The 13,795-nt window shown below is 65.0% G+C and carries 24 protein-coding genes; 23 read left to right on the top strand and 1 reads right to left on the bottom strand.

Going from position 1 to position 13,795, the window contains the following annotated elements; translation table 11 throughout:
* Positions 1–3 precede the first annotated feature (3 nt).
* Entirely contained in the window at positions 4–951 is a 948-nt protein-coding gene (locus ACFPFG_RS02690) for an XRE family transcriptional regulator (protein WP_310636049.1), read from the bottom strand.
* Between the two features lie 83 nt (positions 952–1,034).
* On the opposite strand from ACFPFG_RS02690, the gene ACFPFG_RS02685 reads away from it, so the two are divergent.
* From ACFPFG_RS02685 to ACFPFG_RS02575, 23 genes are all read left to right on the top strand, one after another.
* The gene (locus ACFPFG_RS02685) at positions 1,035–1,298 is read left to right on the top strand and encodes a transcriptional regulator (RefSeq protein WP_310636048.1); all 264 of its coding nucleotides are present in this window, start codon (positions 1,035–1,037) and stop codon (positions 1,296–1,298) included.
* Positions 1,291–1,464 carry a hypothetical protein gene (locus tag ACFPFG_RS02680; protein WP_380104904.1) on the top strand — a complete coding sequence of 58 codons (174 nt, stop codon included), beginning with the start codon at positions 1,291–1,293 and terminating at the stop codon, positions 1,462–1,464. Before ACFPFG_RS02685 ends, ACFPFG_RS02680 begins: the two co-directional genes overlap by 8 nt.
* The gene (locus ACFPFG_RS02675) at positions 1,457–1,774 is read left to right on the top strand and encodes a hypothetical protein (protein WP_380104902.1); all 318 of its coding nucleotides are present in this window, start codon (positions 1,457–1,459) and stop codon (positions 1,772–1,774) included. The genes ACFPFG_RS02680 and ACFPFG_RS02675 overlap by 8 nt, the downstream gene beginning before the upstream one ends.
* A gap of 128 nt (positions 1,775–1,902) precedes the next feature.
* A complete protein-coding gene (locus ACFPFG_RS02670) occupies positions 1,903–2,187 on the top strand; it encodes a hypothetical protein (protein WP_380104900.1) in 285 nt (94 codons plus the stop codon).
* A gap of 31 nt (positions 2,188–2,218) precedes the next feature.
* Positions 2,219–3,262: a hypothetical protein gene (locus tag ACFPFG_RS02665; protein WP_380104898.1), complete on the top strand. Its 1,044-nt coding sequence runs from the start codon at positions 2,219–2,221 to the stop codon at positions 3,260–3,262.
* Positions 3,250–3,708, top strand: a complete 459-nt coding sequence (locus ACFPFG_RS02660) for a hypothetical protein (RefSeq protein ID WP_380104896.1) — start codon at positions 3,250–3,252, stop codon at positions 3,706–3,708. Before ACFPFG_RS02665 ends, ACFPFG_RS02660 begins: the two co-directional genes overlap by 13 nt.
* A 14-nt stretch (positions 3,709–3,722) precedes the next feature.
* Entirely contained in the window at positions 3,723–4,094 is a 372-nt protein-coding gene (locus ACFPFG_RS02655; protein ID WP_380104894.1) for a hypothetical protein, read from the top strand.
* Positions 4,085–4,291 carry a hypothetical protein gene (locus tag ACFPFG_RS02650; protein WP_380104892.1) on the top strand — a complete coding sequence of 69 codons (207 nt, stop codon included), beginning with the start codon at positions 4,085–4,087 and terminating at the stop codon, positions 4,289–4,291. Before ACFPFG_RS02655 ends, ACFPFG_RS02650 begins: the two co-directional genes overlap by 10 nt.
* Positions 4,288–4,515: a LexA family protein gene (locus ACFPFG_RS02645; protein WP_380104890.1), complete on the top strand. Its 228-nt coding sequence runs from the start codon at positions 4,288–4,290 to the stop codon at positions 4,513–4,515. The genes ACFPFG_RS02650 and ACFPFG_RS02645 overlap by 4 nt, the downstream gene beginning before the upstream one ends.
* A gap of 11 nt (positions 4,516–4,526) precedes the next feature.
* Entirely contained in the window at positions 4,527–5,003 is a 477-nt protein-coding gene (locus ACFPFG_RS02640; protein WP_380104888.1) for a RusA family crossover junction endodeoxyribonuclease, read from the top strand.
* On the top strand, positions 5,000–5,542 hold the full coding sequence (locus ACFPFG_RS02635; RefSeq protein ID WP_380104886.1) for a hypothetical protein: 543 nt from the start codon (positions 5,000–5,002) through the stop codon (positions 5,540–5,542). The genes ACFPFG_RS02640 and ACFPFG_RS02635 overlap by 4 nt, the downstream gene beginning before the upstream one ends.
* Positions 5,539–6,048 carry a hypothetical protein gene (locus tag ACFPFG_RS02630; RefSeq protein WP_380104884.1) on the top strand — a complete coding sequence of 170 codons (510 nt, stop codon included), beginning with the start codon at positions 5,539–5,541 and terminating at the stop codon, positions 6,046–6,048. Before ACFPFG_RS02635 ends, ACFPFG_RS02630 begins: the two co-directional genes overlap by 4 nt.
* Entirely contained in the window at positions 6,045–6,236 is a 192-nt protein-coding gene (locus ACFPFG_RS02625; protein WP_380104882.1) for a hypothetical protein, read from the top strand. The genes ACFPFG_RS02630 and ACFPFG_RS02625 overlap by 4 nt, the downstream gene beginning before the upstream one ends.
* Positions 6,233–6,802 carry a hypothetical protein gene (locus tag ACFPFG_RS02620; RefSeq protein ID WP_380104880.1) on the top strand — a complete coding sequence of 190 codons (570 nt, stop codon included), beginning with the start codon at positions 6,233–6,235 and terminating at the stop codon, positions 6,800–6,802. The genes ACFPFG_RS02625 and ACFPFG_RS02620 overlap by 4 nt, the downstream gene beginning before the upstream one ends.
* Complete coding sequence (locus ACFPFG_RS02615; protein WP_380104878.1) at positions 6,799–6,981, top strand: hypothetical protein; 183 nt, start codon at positions 6,799–6,801, stop codon at positions 6,979–6,981. The genes ACFPFG_RS02620 and ACFPFG_RS02615 overlap by 4 nt, the downstream gene beginning before the upstream one ends.
* The gene (locus ACFPFG_RS02610; protein ID WP_380104876.1) at positions 6,978–7,451 is read left to right on the top strand and encodes a hypothetical protein; all 474 of its coding nucleotides are present in this window, start codon (positions 6,978–6,980) and stop codon (positions 7,449–7,451) included. The genes ACFPFG_RS02615 and ACFPFG_RS02610 overlap by 4 nt, the downstream gene beginning before the upstream one ends.
* The gene (locus ACFPFG_RS02605; RefSeq protein WP_380104874.1) at positions 7,448–7,912 is read left to right on the top strand and encodes a hypothetical protein; all 465 of its coding nucleotides are present in this window, start codon (positions 7,448–7,450) and stop codon (positions 7,910–7,912) included. The genes ACFPFG_RS02610 and ACFPFG_RS02605 overlap by 4 nt, the downstream gene beginning before the upstream one ends.
* A 74-nt stretch (positions 7,913–7,986) precedes the next feature.
* A complete protein-coding gene (locus ACFPFG_RS02600) occupies positions 7,987–8,535 on the top strand; it encodes a hypothetical protein (RefSeq protein ID WP_380104872.1) in 549 nt (182 codons plus the stop codon).
* Between the two features lie 19 nt (positions 8,536–8,554).
* The gene (locus tag ACFPFG_RS02595) at positions 8,555–8,896 is read left to right on the top strand and encodes a hypothetical protein (RefSeq protein WP_380104871.1); all 342 of its coding nucleotides are present in this window, start codon (positions 8,555–8,557) and stop codon (positions 8,894–8,896) included.
* Positions 8,897–8,935: 39 nt separating this feature from the next.
* Complete coding sequence (locus ACFPFG_RS02590) at positions 8,936–9,517, top strand: hypothetical protein (protein WP_380104870.1); 582 nt, start codon at positions 8,936–8,938, stop codon at positions 9,515–9,517.
* A complete protein-coding gene (locus ACFPFG_RS02585; protein ID WP_380104869.1) occupies positions 9,504–10,157 on the top strand; it encodes a hypothetical protein in 654 nt (217 codons plus the stop codon). The genes ACFPFG_RS02590 and ACFPFG_RS02585 overlap by 14 nt, the downstream gene beginning before the upstream one ends.
* Entirely contained in the window at positions 10,129–11,772 is a 1,644-nt protein-coding gene (locus tag ACFPFG_RS02580; protein WP_380104867.1) for a terminase, read from the top strand. Before ACFPFG_RS02585 ends, ACFPFG_RS02580 begins: the two co-directional genes overlap by 29 nt.
* Positions 11,654–13,795, top strand: a complete 2,142-nt coding sequence (locus tag ACFPFG_RS02575; protein WP_380110221.1) for a portal protein — start codon at positions 11,654–11,656, stop codon at positions 13,793–13,795. The genes ACFPFG_RS02580 and ACFPFG_RS02575 overlap by 119 nt, the downstream gene beginning before the upstream one ends.

Genomic DNA, 13,795 nt, shown 5'->3' with positions numbered 1-13,795 from the left:
TCTTCACGGGAAGCTGCGAATTGACCACGATCCGACAACCCTGCCTTGAATATGCAGGCGGTAGGAGGCTTCTTTTAGCGGCACTTCTTCTGGCCTACGGCCGTCGTTGCTTTCAATGACAACGCTGCCTGATGCCATGGAAATGCTCAGACGCTTGACGCGCACAAATTCGTCAAGCGTCAATATATAAATACCGTCCTCAGTGAATTCCTTGGTCGGCATCACGAACATGATGTCGCCATCCTCAATAAGGCCGGTCATGCTATTTCCGCGCGCTGTAAGGACTTCAAGGTTTCTGGGGTTGGCATTTAGCTTCTGCCGGATATAGCTCTCAAGCACATCTACTGGCCGAACCGCCTCAAGCAAGGGTGCTCTGCCGGCGCCCGCCGAGGCTTCGGCCATCACGGGCAGGCGCACGTATCCGTCAGGCGGTGCTTCCCTCGTGTACAGGGGAACTCCAACCGGGGCGGGCGCCGGCTCCATGCTCCCGGTGAGCAAGGTCTTCACATCGAAGTCCTCTCCCTCCTTCTCAAGCATTTCCAGCGTCATCCCGAGACCCCTTGCGATGGCGGTTGCGTACTTGGAGCGGCTGCTGTCCCGGTTCTCCAGCGCGGAGATCGTTCCGACGTCCACACCTGAGCGCTCCGACAGCTCCTCCAAGGTGAGACCTGCTTTCTCTCTGTAGTGTCGGATGCGTTTACCAAGTGCCATGGTCAACTGCACGTCTGCTGTTGATGCAAGGTGCCTGAAGAACTCCGGGTAGGCCTTCTGAAGCAGTTCAACTGTGTCCTCTCCGATGCGCTTTTTGCCATTTTTCCCTTCCGGGTAAAGCATGCGTGAGACATAGCTGGACTCCTTGCCGATTTTTTGGGCGACCGCGCTGATGCCGCCACGCCCCAGCCCGTCCACCAGGGCACGAAGTGCCTTGCGGCGTTGCTCGTACTTATCCATGCATCGATTCCACCAGATGCTTACCTATCGGTAAATTGCCTATGGGTATTGCTTTAATCTTACCCGTGGGTAAGAATTAAGGCATGGACAAACTTCTCACCTACCTCAACGGCCTGCCCAAGGCCGACCGTCAGGCCTTCGTCGCGCGCTGCGACACGAGCGAGGGCTACCTCCGCAAGGCCATCAGCAAAGGGCAGCGCCTGGGCGAGAGCTTGTGCATTGCCATCGAACGGGAGTCGGGCCGCGCGGTGTGCTGCGAAGACATCCGCGCTGATGTGGACTGGGCCTACCTGCGCAACACCGCGAGCGCCGCGCCAGCCCCCGCCCAGGAGCCTGGCCATGCGTAGCCGCACCGCCAAGAGGCCTGGCCCGCTGCTGCACCAGCAGCGCCTGCACAGCGCACGTCTCCACCGCAGTGAGCTGGCCCAGAAAAAGGCCAGCCAGGACTTCTACGCTGCCATGCAGACGCTGACGGCGCACCAGGCCGCAATCAAGGGGTTGAGCCATGCATAGCCGCACGATCACCCTGCGCCCTGGCGAGTCCTTCGTCACGGCCGACGGCGTCACGGTCGAGGCGCGCACCGAAGAGCAGGAGTGCCGCGAGCAGGCCTCGCTGGGCGCGATCGAGAAGGCCCGCGCCGACACGGCGGCCGAGCTGGTTCGCAGCGCTGGCCTTACGCGCCTCTCGCGTGCCGTCTCCATAACCGACCTTGACGACCGTCTCGTAATCGAGGTGGGCGCGGCCGAGCTGCGCCTGACCAAGGAGGAGGCGGCCTGCCTGTTCTCCCTCGGATCGGTCTATGCCCGCAAGCCGCAGGCGTAGGGGACAGCTGTGCCATCCCGCTACGCCCGCCGCCGCGCCAGCCCATACAGCAACGCATCCAGCTCCCTGCGGCTGACGTCCCATTCGTCCGCTTCGCAGTCCTCCACCACCACAGCCAGGACCGAGAAATGAACCAACAGCAGCCTGCCTTCGCGCGCAGTCGCAACCCTGAACTGGACCGCACGGACCTGCGCGCCACGGTCCGCAAATTCACGATGGACGTCATTGACGCCGAGGTGAACCACCGCATCCGCCACACCGACGCGAGCGCGAGCCGGAACATGGTCATCAACGAGATCCTGGAGGCGTGGGCTTCTGAGCAATGGCATAGGGCAACTATGACCGTAGCCCTGGCGCCTATCAATCCGTTGCTGCAGGAATCGCAGCAGGGCGGGGAGCCGACTGAGGTCTGAGATGGCAACCGACGCACGCATATCTGCTGGGTTGCCAGGGCATCCCAAGACAAAGAAGCTGATCCGGCGCCTGGATGCCGGCGCGGCCTGGAAGCTCGTCTGCCTGTTCCTGTGGGCAGCCGACAACCGCAGCGACGGTGACCTCTCCGGCATGACCGACGAGGACATCGAGCTGGCCATCGACTGGGATGGGGAAGAGGGCGCCTTCGTGCGCGTGCTCGCCGAAGTCCGCTTTCTGGATGGCGGGGAAGGGCAGCGCCGCATCCACGACTGGTCCGAGCACAACCCATGGGCCGCTGGCAGCGAGAAGCGCTCCGAGAAGGCGAAGTGGGCAGCGCTCGTGCGCCAGCATGGTCGCGTTGAGGCTACCCGCCTCATGCCCGAGTACGCGGCACGCATAGACCCAGCAAGCGCAGAGCGCAAATCTCAGCAGCCAAAACAGGGCGATGGCGAGCCTGATGGACTGCCAGATTCTGCTCGTAGCACTGCTAGTAGCAATGCCCCGGCACTGCCCGAATCTGCTACTGGCATGCCAGATGCTGAATCTGGCTCTGCCCCGTCTCCGTCTCCGTCTCCGTCTCCGTCTCCGTCTCCGTCTCCGTCTCCGTCTCCGTCTCCGTCTCCGTCTCCTTCCGGGGAGAAGGCGCCGCGCAAGCGCAGCACGACCCCCACCGAGGCGACCCGGCCGGCTGACGTGGACGAACGAGTCTGGAATGCCTTCCTGGTCCAACGCAAAGCCAAGCGCGCTCCGCTCACCGACATCGCTCTGGAGGGCATCGCAACCGAGGCGAAGAACGCGGGCATCTCGCTGAACGACGCCATCGCCTACTGCTGCTCCGCTGGTTGGCAGGGGTTCAACGCCGGCTGGTACGCCAACCGCGAAGGTGCGGCTCGTGCGCCGGCCCGGCAGCAGCAGCAGTCCTTTGCCCAGCAGGACCGGGAGGAGGGCATGCGGCGATGGGAGCAGATGACCGGGGAGACGCACCCCGACCGCATGCCGCGCCAAGGCAGCAGCGTGATCGACCTGGTGCCCGTTGACGTGGTCGAGCAGCAGCAGCTGGGGTGGCAACGATGATCCCCGCCGCCGTCATCGATCGCCTGTTCAAGCGCATGGCTGCCACCTATGGCGCCGTGTGGGACCGCGCCATGGGCAACGCCCCGCTGGATGACGTGCGGGAGGTCTGGGCCCACGAGCTGGCCGGCTTCGGATCGAAGCTGCAGGACATCGCCTGGGCGCTGGACAACCTGCCCGAGAAGTGCCCGAACGTCCTGGAGTTCCGCACGCTGTGCCGCCGCGCGCCAGCGCCGACCTTCCTGCCGCTGGAAGCCCCCAAGCCCGACTCCACGCGGGTCAAGGCCGTGGTGGAGCGCGCCAAAGCCGCGTTCGACACACAGCAGCAACGCGACCCGAAGCAGTGGGCCCGCGACCTGATGGCCCGCCACGAAGCCGGCAAGGCCGTGCCCGTGATCAGCCTGCGCTTCGCCCGCGAAGCCCTGGGCCACCGCACAGAACAACCCTGAGAGGACCACCCGAGATGATCATCCCCATCCACAGTCCCGAGCTGCGCGCCCTGGGCGCCGTGCTCCTGGCCCAGGCCACACCCGGCCCCGTGATGGACGCGCTGCACTGCGCCCACATGGAGACCGAGCTGGGCCATTGCATCCGCTTCGCCATCCGTGTGCTGGAGAGCAAGGATCTGCCCGTGGACGTGCTCACCGTCTACGAGTTCATCCAGCAGCGCACCTGCGCCATCCGCTTTCCCGTGGGCAGCAAGCAGGCCACCGTGCAGCTGCTGGCCGAGCTGGTGCAGTACTCGGCCACGCCCGACGCCGCGCTGGCGTATTTCCTGAGCCGCGCCAATGCCGGCGAGGACGAGCTGGCCACCGAAGAGCAGCCATGGGCCTGATCCAGATGCTCAAGAACGGCGCCGTGCTGCGCTACCGCGAGGGCTTCGGCTTTTACGCCGTGAAGGCCGGCCTGCAGAGCCCGGTCGATCAGGGCCAGGCCGAAGCTGCAGTGCGCGCCGGCAAAGTCCGTCCCGAAGGCCGTGGCCCGGACAAGTTCGGCGTCTTCCACTTCGCTCTGGCGCGGGGTGTCGCATGAAGCAGCCCTCTGAACGCAGCCTGCAGGTGCTGGCTTTCATGCGCGAGTTCTTTGCCGAGAACGACCAACTGCCGCCCGCTGACGCCATCGCCAAGCATTTCGGCTGGGCCTCGGCCAACGCCGCATGCACCCACCTCAGCGCACTGCGACGGCACGGCCTGGTTGAACCCAACGCCTGCGGAAAGCTGCGCTTCGTCCGCGCCACCACCAACGCCACCGAGTGAAAGCCTCATCCATGATCACCCTCACTCTCCCGTACCCCATCAGCGCGAACCGCTACTGGCAGACCCGCGTGATCCGCAAGGGCACCACGCACATGGCCCTGACCTATGTGAGCGCCGAGGCCAAGGCCTTCAAGGAGCGCGTGGGCTGGCTGGCTCGCGCCGCCGGCGTCCAGGCTCCAATCAAGGGGCGCTTCAACCTGGCCATCACCCTGCACCCTCATCGGCCGAAGGACGCGGACCGCCGCATCCGGCGCGACCCTCACGAGTGGGAAGACACGGTGCAGTGCATTGACCTGGACAACGCTTCCAAGGTCTCGATTGACGCTCTCAAGGGCATCGTGTTCGAGGACGACGGCTGGGCCTGGGAGATCGTCTCCCGGCGCGGCGAGCCCGTGGAGGGTGGAAAGCTGGTCGTGACCATCACGCCCCGCGTCGTGGCCAGCGCGCCCGTGCCGGAGCAGGGCGATCTGCTGGGAGCGCTGGCATGAGCAAAGGAAAGACTCTGGCCGAGAAATTGGCGCTGGCTGACGCCCTGGAAAGGTATGCCCGCGACTATGTCGCGACCACCTTCGATGACGAGATGATGAATTCGGCTGCGAATGAAATTCGGCAGCTTGCTTCCGATTGCCGGCGCTTGGAAGAAGAGAGCGCTCAACGGAAGTCTGACATTTACAGTTTTCACTACGCCATGAAAGACGCTGGGTGGCACCCAGGCCGCACCGATGATCTCCTGACCGACATCATCCGTGCGAAGGGCCAGGAGCTGATTCAGGTGCGCGTAGAGAATTCGCGACTGCGTGAAGCATTGGAGCGCGCCCATGCATGGATGGACGGGCAGGCCGACGCACAGAGCAAGGGCTGTCACGCGACATTCGACATGATGATGCTGCGCGAGGAGCGTGACGCCATTGCTGCCGCGCTGGCGGCTGAAGCCCCGAAAGAGGCGGGTGCTGCTGGGGGTGGAAACGGACGGAAATCGGATGGAAACGGCTTGAAGGCTGGGTTTCACCGTGGGGGTGGGGCATGAGCGCACTCGCCCGCCGCCCCTTCGGCCGCCGGCCCGCCGCCGCGCCAGCGCAGGACCGCGAGGATCGCCTGACCCAGCGTGCGGCCCGCGCCCTGGCCAGCGCCCGCGCCACAGCCGGCATGGCGTGCGCCAGCACCGTGGCCATGGGCTCGGCTACAGGCCAGGCCGTGCCGAAGCAGGAGATCCTGACCTGCGAGGCTTACCGCCGCGCCGTGGCCAGCCTGCCGTGCATCTCCTGCAGCATCCATGGCCACAGCCAGCACGCCCACCTCAACCTCGGCAAGGGCTTCGCGCTCAAGACGGACGACCGCACCGGCTTCCCTCTGTGCTGTACGCGCCCGGGCATTGAGGGATGCCATTCCGCTTATGACCAGTACAGGCTGGTCGAGGGCGGCAGGGAAGGGCACCGCGCCTACGGCCTGGAATGGGGCCGCATCACCCGCCACACGATCCAACAGCGCGGACTCTGGCCCGCGCGCCTGCCTCTCTGGAGTGAAGAAGCATGACCAATCCCACGGACAACCTGGTGCGCGCCACCTTTGGCGGCCGGCCCTATCCCCAGATCGAGGAACTAGTCCAGGACCTGAACGACTGCCTGCGCGAGTACGCCGGCCAGATCCCGCTAGCGGCCGCCATCGGCGCGCTGCGCATCGTCGAGCACGGGCTGCTGGAGCAGCATGGGGAGGCGTCATGAAGCCGCGTCTGCAACTCATCGGCGGCCTGTGGCGCTGTGTCGAACTATGGCGGCTGGAACAGGACCAACGCCATATCAGCTTGGGTGCGCCGCCCGTCATGCTTGCCCCCATCGGATGGGAACGGACTCCCGAAGAGGCCTATGAAATGTGGGACCACTTCCGGCAGGAAGAGAAGATTGAGCGGCGGCGGTTCCATCAGCGTCTCAGATTCATGGAGCGCGCCCGTGGCTCAAGCAAAGCGCGCCTGCTACGTCTCGGGGAGAAGTGGTTATGCGCCAGCTGCCGCCAATATCCGAGCCCCTTCCAGCATGAGGCAGAAGGCACAACGGCGCTGGAGGCCTATCAAGGCTGGAGTGCGAAGACCAGCGTAGACCATCTGGCCAAGCTGTTGGATCAGCCCTCGCCGGCACCAGAGGTCCGCAGCGGATGGCGTTTGGCTGTATTGGGCGCAGCCGCTGTGATTGCGTTGGCGGTCTTCCTCTGGCTGGCCGTGGCCAGCATCACCTCATCCATCGGTCCTAGCGCCGCCGAGCAGTCCTGTCTCGAAAGGAGTGCCGCCCAATGACCAAGTTCGTGATCCACACACTCATCAGCCTCGCGGGCGCGTTCGTGACCGTGGCCTTTGCAACCTGGTCCGTTGACCCGACGCATTGGGACCGGGCTGATCGCCACATGTTCCTGTTCATCGCAGCCATCCTCGGTTGGCTGCAGTATGCAGATGGCCTGCTCCGGAGGCGCGGATGACAAAACTTGTCCTCACCAAAGACCAGCAGGGCAAGCTCTGCGGCAAGGACCCGGCCGCGCAGCGCGCCTACGCCAAGTTCCGCCGCGCCATCACCGAGCTGGCCCCGGGAGACACCTTGGGCTTTTCCTTCTGGCTGCCCAGGTGCCCGGAGCACCACCGCTTCTTCTTCCTGAAGCTCAACCGCCTGCTGGACCAGACCGAGGCCTTCGACGACGCCACGAAGCTGCGCCACTGGCTGCTGATGGGCGCCGGCCACTGCGACTTCGTGCCAGGCCTGGACGGCAAGCCCAACGCCATTCCCAAGAGCATGGACTTCGAGGCCATGGACGAGGCCGGCTTCTGTGAACTGCAGCGCGCCATCGATGCATTCCTCTGGACGGGCCACGCCCAGGCAGTCCTCTGGCCCGCCCTGGATGTGCACCAGCGCTGGGCCTGCATGGAGAGCTTCATGGGAGGGTTCGAGCGATGAAGCACATCCCCAACAAGCCGCGCCGCGTGCCCGACGTGGTGCCGAAATTCTGGCGCGCCAAGCTGGCCCCGACCACGAAGCTGAGCGCCAAGGTGGCCCATCACGACCTGGTGCAGCGGCTGGAGACCGGCACTGCCACCGTGGCGGATCTTTGGGACTGGATCGAGACCGGCTTCACCTACAGCCAAATGTTCCGCCTGCTCTGGGAAGACGGCGAGCCCCTGACCACCGAAGCAGAGGCAGCCATCGCCGCCCAGCTCAACACCTATCCCGCCGTATGCGCCCGCCTGCGCGCCAAGAAGCGCGTGGGCCTGTCCGGGCCAGAGCTGCAGATCGCGCGCCAGGCCGCCCACGTCTTCGACGGCCTCATCGATCTGGACCGCAACGGCATCGCTGTGGCCGCCGTGCAGTGGTCCGATCTGCAGATGCGCCAGATCAGGGGAGCCCTGCACATGCCGTGAAAAAAGGAAAGCCCGCGCGAGGCGGGCGATCCCGGTCCTGTGACCTGAGCAATCGCAGTTTACCGGAGAACGCCATGACCACCACCACGCCACAGCACGACGAACGCACCACACGCGAAATCATCTGGGACAACATTCAGGAGATGGCGCACCTGGGCCAGAACATCACACGCCAGCGGCTCATGGAGCTGACTGGCAAGAGCTACCACATCATCGACGACCACGTCTCCCGGATGATCAGCGAGGACGGCATCCTGCGGCGGACCACCGATGGCGTCTATGAGCTGGTCAAGGGCCCCGGGGCGCCGCGCCCGGTTTCCATCACCGACCTGGAAGACGGAATGACCCTGATCGAGATCGGCGACCAGGAGCTGCGGCTTTGGCCCCGCGAACTGCGCAACATCGCCATCCGCCTCCAGGGCAACGCCATGCAGCACAGCAACCTGCAGCTGCAGCACGACGTCGGCCTGCTGGCCCAGGAAATCCAACTGCAGCAGGCCGCCCAGCGCCGCGAGATGTCTGCCCGCATCAAGGAGTTGGAGGGCAAGCTCAAGGCGCTGGAAGGGCGCGGGGTGGTTCCCAGCCCGCAGATGGACCTGCTGGCGGGAGCGATGGTCCAGTAACCCAGAGAGGAAACAAGTCATGACCGCAACCGATCAGGAAAAGCTGGAGCAGCTGGACGAGGCATGCATGAAGGCCTGGGCATCACAGAAGCTGGTGTTCTCCATCTCGCAGATATTCCACAACGATGACGAGATCACACCCAGGCTTCAGGAGGCATTGGGCCAACTGTTCCGGGAAAACCCGCGCGGGCACATGCATGTATTCCCTTTCACAGCCGCCAATGGCTTGGTCATCGAGTGCCGCATCTCTCCATCGGATGAAGAGGTGCAGGCACCAGTCAAGGAGTTGCGACGGGCCTTGTTCCCAGATGGCCTTCCGAAAACGCTGTACGACTCCTGCGTAAAGACGACCCCCGGCTAGGGTTCGACCCATTGGCGCGCGCACGGGATCATCCGTGCCATGCCTTCCACCCCCGCAGTTACCGACCAAGCCCCCAGCGCAGGGGGCGCAGCCCCCGGCTCCTTCCGCCCGGCTCCCGAAGCCATCGCCGAGCTGCGTGCCGAGCTGATCCGCACAAGGCAAGTGCCACATGGCGTCGAAAAGGACTTGGTCCAGCAGTTCATCGAACTGCATGAGTGCGGATATCTGGAAGACCTCATCCCCCTCACTCCTCTGTGCACCCTCGTTTGCGAGCAGCCATTCAAGTACGGCCGGGCTGACATCGTCGCCTATCACTCCGATGGAAGTGCCAGCGTCATTGAAGCGAAGGACGGCACCAGGGGCTACACCCATGTCGTAGCGGGTATCGGCCAGGCGACGCTGTATGCGGTGCAGCTTGGGCTTTCGAAGGGGGCTGTGCGCAAAGTCCGGCGCTGCCTGCTCTGGTCGAGCACAGGCGACCTCGCAGAAGACTGCCTGATCGATATGGCCTGCCGTCAGGCTGGAGTGGTGTCTCTGTCCATGGGAAGCATGGAGAGCATGCAGGCGACGCGCGAAGCGGTCACGAGGTTGATGACGGAGGTCCAGCATGGCTGCGCGTAAGCGTGTGGACTATGAGCGGATCGAGGCCGGATGGCGTGCCGGCCTGTTGAGTCCTCGCCAGCTCGCAGCCGCCTACACCGAAGAGACAGGCGAGAAGGTCTCGCATGCCGCCATCATCAAGCACTTCACCGACCGTGGGGTTCCTCGGGACCTGTCCGTCAAGATCCACTCGAAGGCGGATGCCATGGTTACGGCGGCCATGGTTACGGGCAAGGTTACGCCTGACACCAAGATTCCAGAGAAGCGCATCGTTGACGAGGGCGCCACGATGGTCGCCGACGTCCGCCTGGGCCACCGCCGCGACGTGCACCGCGCCCGCCAGCTCATGAACAGGCTGATGGATGAACTGGAGCAGCAGACAGACCCGGCCACCCTGGCCAAGCTGCAGGAACTGGCCGCTGCTGTCGTGGCTCCTGGCGAGAAGGCCGGCCGCGACCGATTTGCTGAGCTGCTGGAGGCCGTGATCAGCCTGCCTGAGCGCTCCAAGACCATGAAGATGATGGTCGAGGGTCTGCAGAAGCTGGTGGACATGGAGCGCCAGGCCTACGGCATCCGCGACGAAGGCGGTGGCGGCGAGGCTGGCGATCAAGAATTCCTGGAGAGGCTGCTGAATGCCCGCGCCCGAGCTGCAAACCGCTAAATCGCGGCTGGCGCGCCCGGCAGAGCTTGAGGCGCAGCTGGTAGACGACATTGGGGCGTTCTTCGACGACCCCGAGGGCTTCGTGCGCTATGCCTTCCCCTGGGGCCAGGCCGGCACGCCGCTGGCTGACCAGTCCGGACCCGACAGCTGGCAGTGCGACGTCATGGGAGAGATCCGGGCCGCGCTGCTGGACGGCGCCGACGTGCAGACCGCTATCCAGATCGCTGTGTCCAGCGGCCACGGTATCGGCAAGACCGGCCTGGTGGCCTGGATCATCCTGTGGTTCATGAGCACGCGGGACTTTCCGCAGGTGGTGGTCACAGCCAACACCAAGACCCAGCTCACCACGAAGACCTGGCGCGAGCTGTCGAAGTGGCACAAGCTCAGCATCAACGCCCACTGGTTCGACTGGTCGGCGACGAAGTTCAATCACGTCCTGTATCCCGAGGTCTGGTTCGCTGCGGCCATCCCCTGGACCGAGCACAACAGCGAGGCCTTCGCCGGCACCCACGAAAAGCACGTCCTGGTGATCTTCGACGAGGCCTCGGCGATCGCGGACAAGATCTGGGAAGTGACCGAGGGCGCCATGACCACGCCCGGCGCCATGTGGCTGGCCTTCGGCAACCCCACCCAGACCACGGGCCGGTTCGCTCAGTGCTTCGGCAAGTTCAAGCACCGCTGGATCACGCGCCAGGTGGACAGCCGCACGGCCAAGATGGCCAACAAGGCCCAGATCCAGAAGTGGATCGACGATTACGGCGAGGACCACGACTTCGTGCGCGTGCGCGTCCGTGGCGTGTTCCCGCGCGCCGGCAGCCTGCAGTTCATCGGGCTGGACACGGTGGCCGCCGCCCAGCGCCGCAAGGCCGAGGGCTACCAGGACTTCGCCAAGGTGCTGGGCGTTGACGTTGCTCGCCACGGCGATGACCAGTCGGTGTTCACGCGGCGCCAGGGAAACCACGTCTGGCCCCAGCGCAAGCTGCGCGAGCCCGACCTCATGCGGCTTGCCGACCTGGTCGCCTTGGAGATCCATGAATTCAAGCCTGATGCCGTGTTCATCGATGCCACAGGCATGGGATGGGGTGTTATCGACCGGCTGCGCCAGATGGGATTCGGCCGGCTGATCCATGCCGTCCAGGTTGCCGAGCGGGCACTGACCGAGGCCCGTTACTGCAACAAGCGCTCAGAACTCTGGGCCGCCGGCAAGGAGTGGCTGGAGGAGGGGGGGGTGCCTTCCAGCGGACCCGGAGCTGGAGACCGACCTCACATCTCCCGAGTACGGCTACGACAAGCGCATGCGCATTTCGATCGAGAGCAAGGACGACATGAAGGGCCGGGGCCTGCCCAGCCCGGACTGCGCCGACTCCCTGCTCCTGACCTTCGCCAGCCCCATCGCCAGCACCACCGCAACGCCCGCCAAGAGCTGGCGCGACCGCCTGGGCATCTCCCGGCGCAACCGAGGATCGGCGCAAGCCGCGTAAGCCATGGCAACAGCACTGAACGACGACGTCGCCCGCGAGAACTGGGCGCGCTACCTCTACGGCAAGGACCGTGGGCACCGCGAATACACGGAGAACGCTGCACGCTGCGAGGGCATGTACCTGGGCGGCGGTGAGCAGTGGAGCGCCGCCGACAAGGCCCTGTTGGACAGCGAGGGCCGGCCGCACTACGAGTTCAACGAGATCATGGCGTCTGTGAATTCGGCCATCGGCTACCAGATTCACAACCGCATGGACATCGCGTACAAGCCGCGCGGCGCCATGGGTGACCTGGAGGTGGCCACCATCCTTTCGAAGGTGGCCAAGCAGGTGGCCGACATGACCAAGCTGCATTGGGTAGAAACGCAGGTCTTCGGGGATGGCCTGGTCGAGCAGCGCGGCTATTACGAGCTGCGCATGGATTTCGAGCGCAACATCAAGGGAGAGATCGCCATCTCCGCGCTGGACCCGCGCGACGTCATCCCGGACCCTGATGCCAAGGCGTACGACCCCGACCAGTGGGGCGACGTCATCATCACGCGCTGGCTCACCCTGGATGAGATCGAGCAGCGCTATGGCAAGGCCGCGCGCACCAAGGTCGAGGAAAGCCAGGACAGCAGCCCGGATTTCGGCGACTTCGACGACGAGACCGAGCGCAGCAAGTTCGGCACGTTCAGCCAGGGCAGCATCTACGACGCCTTCAAGGAGGATGGCCACGGCTTCCGCCGCTACCGCATCATCGACCGCCAGCAGTGGGTCTACGAGCTGACCAAGTGCTTGGTCTACCCGATGTCCGGTGACGTCGTGATGGTGGATACGCTGGCAGAGGACTCCATCGCCGACGCCCTGCGCCAGGGCGCCGTGCAGGCCAAGCGCATGCGCCGCCGGATCAAATGGACGGCCAGCACCTGGAGCAAGGTGCTGCACGACGACTACAGCCCCTACGACCACTTCACCGTGGTGCCGTACTTCGGCTATTTCCGGCGCGGCAAGACGCGCGGCATGGTGGACAACGCCATCGGCCCGCAGGAGGTCATCAACAAGGCCGTTTCCCAGTTCGTGCACATCCTGAACAGTTCGGCCAATGGCGGCTGGATGGTGGAGCAGAACTCCCTGACCAACATGGACACCGAGGAGCTGGAGACCATGGGGGCTACCACGGGCTTGGTCATCGAGTACGCCGAAAACAAGAAGGCTCCCCAGAAGATCCAGCCCAACACCGTGCCAACAGGCGTGGACCGCATCATCGACCGCGCCGACCGCGCCCTCAAGGACGTCACGGTGCCCGAGGCCATGCGCGGCAGTGCTGGTCCAGAGGTTTCAGGCATCGCCATCCAGTCCAAGCAGTTCGCCTCCCAGCAGCAGCTGGCCGTGCCGCTGGACAACCTGGCGTACACCCGCCACCTGCTGGCCGGCCGGATCACGAAGCTGATCCAGCGCTACTACGACAGCCACCGCATCTTCCGCATCACCGAGACAGACCCCATGACGGGCAAGCCGGAGGAGGAGGTGCTGGAGATCAATAAATTCGACCAGGCCACAGGCGCATACCTGAACGACGTCACCGTGGGCGAGTACGACGTGGTGATCAGCGAGCAGCCCATGCAGGTCACCTTCGAGAACAGCCAGTTCCAGCAGGCGCTGGAGATGCGCAACGCCGGCATCCGCATCCCGGACGCCACGGTGCTGCGCTACAGCAGCCTGGCCGACAAGCACGAGATCCTGGCCGGCATGGAGGGCCAGCAGCAGCCGCCCGTGGACCCGCGCGCCGAGGCCCAGGCAAGGCTGTACGACGCTCAGGCCCGCCGCACCGAGGCAGAAGTTGGACGCACGGAGGCCCAGACCACGAAGCTGGGCGCCGAGACGGTCAATGCCAACGTCGAGGGCTACTACAGCGCTGTGCAGACGGCGCAGATTCTGGAGCTTACGCCTGGCACGGCGCCCACAGCCGACCAGCTCCTGCGCTCTGCGGGCTCGATCGATCACGACGCCGCGCCCATCGTGGCGCCGCCATCGGGTGTGCCAGCCCTGCCTGCGCCGGAGGCGGATGCCGCCGCTGGTGCGCCCACCAATACCGATCCCCTGACCCCCGCGAACCCGGCTGTTGGCCTGATGCGCGGAATCCGCACCCCGGGCCCTGACGGCGCCCAACAACCCTGA

It is taken from the genome of Delftia deserti, assembly GCF_042653485.1.
Taxonomy (GTDB): domain Bacteria; phylum Pseudomonadota; class Gammaproteobacteria; order Burkholderiales; family Burkholderiaceae_C; genus Comamonas; species Comamonas acidovorans.
Note: the sequence above shows the minus strand (reverse complement) of the source record. Positions and strands in the feature narration are given on the sequence as shown.

Bases quoted from the DNA above. Each gene is read 5' to 3' on its own strand.
- ACFPFG_RS02690 (WP_310636049.1), bottom strand. From the start codon at position 951: ATGGATAAGTACGAGCAACGCCGCAAGGCACTTCGTGCCCTGGTGGAC.
- ACFPFG_RS02685 (WP_310636048.1), top strand. From the start codon at position 1,035: ATGGACAAACTTCTCACCTACCTCAACGGCCTGCCCAAGGCCGACCGT.
- ACFPFG_RS02680 (WP_380104904.1), top strand. From the start codon at position 1,291: ATGCGTAGCCGCACCGCCAAGAGGCCTGGCCCGCTGCTGCACCAGCAG.
- ACFPFG_RS02675 (WP_380104902.1), top strand. From the start codon at position 1,457: ATGCATAGCCGCACGATCACCCTGCGCCCTGGCGAGTCCTTCGTCACG.
- ACFPFG_RS02670 (WP_380104900.1), top strand. From the start codon at position 1,903: ATGAACCAACAGCAGCCTGCCTTCGCGCGCAGTCGCAACCCTGAACTG.
- ACFPFG_RS02655 (WP_380104894.1), top strand. From the start codon at position 3,723: ATGATCATCCCCATCCACAGTCCCGAGCTGCGCGCCCTGGGCGCCGTG.
- ACFPFG_RS02650 (WP_380104892.1), top strand. From the start codon at position 4,085: ATGGGCCTGATCCAGATGCTCAAGAACGGCGCCGTGCTGCGCTACCGC.
- ACFPFG_RS02645 (WP_380104890.1), top strand. From the start codon at position 4,288: ATGAAGCAGCCCTCTGAACGCAGCCTGCAGGTGCTGGCTTTCATGCGC.
- ACFPFG_RS02640 (WP_380104888.1), top strand. From the start codon at position 4,527: ATGATCACCCTCACTCTCCCGTACCCCATCAGCGCGAACCGCTACTGG.
- ACFPFG_RS02635 (WP_380104886.1), top strand. From the start codon at position 5,000: ATGAGCAAAGGAAAGACTCTGGCCGAGAAATTGGCGCTGGCTGACGCC.
- ACFPFG_RS02630 (WP_380104884.1), top strand. From the start codon at position 5,539: ATGAGCGCACTCGCCCGCCGCCCCTTCGGCCGCCGGCCCGCCGCCGCG.
- ACFPFG_RS02625 (WP_380104882.1), top strand. From the start codon at position 6,045: ATGACCAATCCCACGGACAACCTGGTGCGCGCCACCTTTGGCGGCCGG.
- ACFPFG_RS02620 (WP_380104880.1), top strand. From the start codon at position 6,233: ATGAAGCCGCGTCTGCAACTCATCGGCGGCCTGTGGCGCTGTGTCGAA.
- ACFPFG_RS02615 (WP_380104878.1), top strand. From the start codon at position 6,799: ATGACCAAGTTCGTGATCCACACACTCATCAGCCTCGCGGGCGCGTTC.
- ACFPFG_RS02610 (WP_380104876.1), top strand. From the start codon at position 6,978: ATGACAAAACTTGTCCTCACCAAAGACCAGCAGGGCAAGCTCTGCGGC.
- ACFPFG_RS02605 (WP_380104874.1), top strand. From the start codon at position 7,448: ATGAAGCACATCCCCAACAAGCCGCGCCGCGTGCCCGACGTGGTGCCG.
- ACFPFG_RS02600 (WP_380104872.1), top strand. From the start codon at position 7,987: ATGACCACCACCACGCCACAGCACGACGAACGCACCACACGCGAAATC.
- ACFPFG_RS02595 (WP_380104871.1), top strand. From the start codon at position 8,555: ATGACCGCAACCGATCAGGAAAAGCTGGAGCAGCTGGACGAGGCATGC.
- ACFPFG_RS02590 (WP_380104870.1), top strand. From the start codon at position 8,936: ATGCCTTCCACCCCCGCAGTTACCGACCAAGCCCCCAGCGCAGGGGGC.
- ACFPFG_RS02585 (WP_380104869.1), top strand. From the start codon at position 9,504: ATGGCTGCGCGTAAGCGTGTGGACTATGAGCGGATCGAGGCCGGATGG.
- ACFPFG_RS02580 (WP_380104867.1), top strand. From the start codon at position 10,129: ATGCCCGCGCCCGAGCTGCAAACCGCTAAATCGCGGCTGGCGCGCCCG.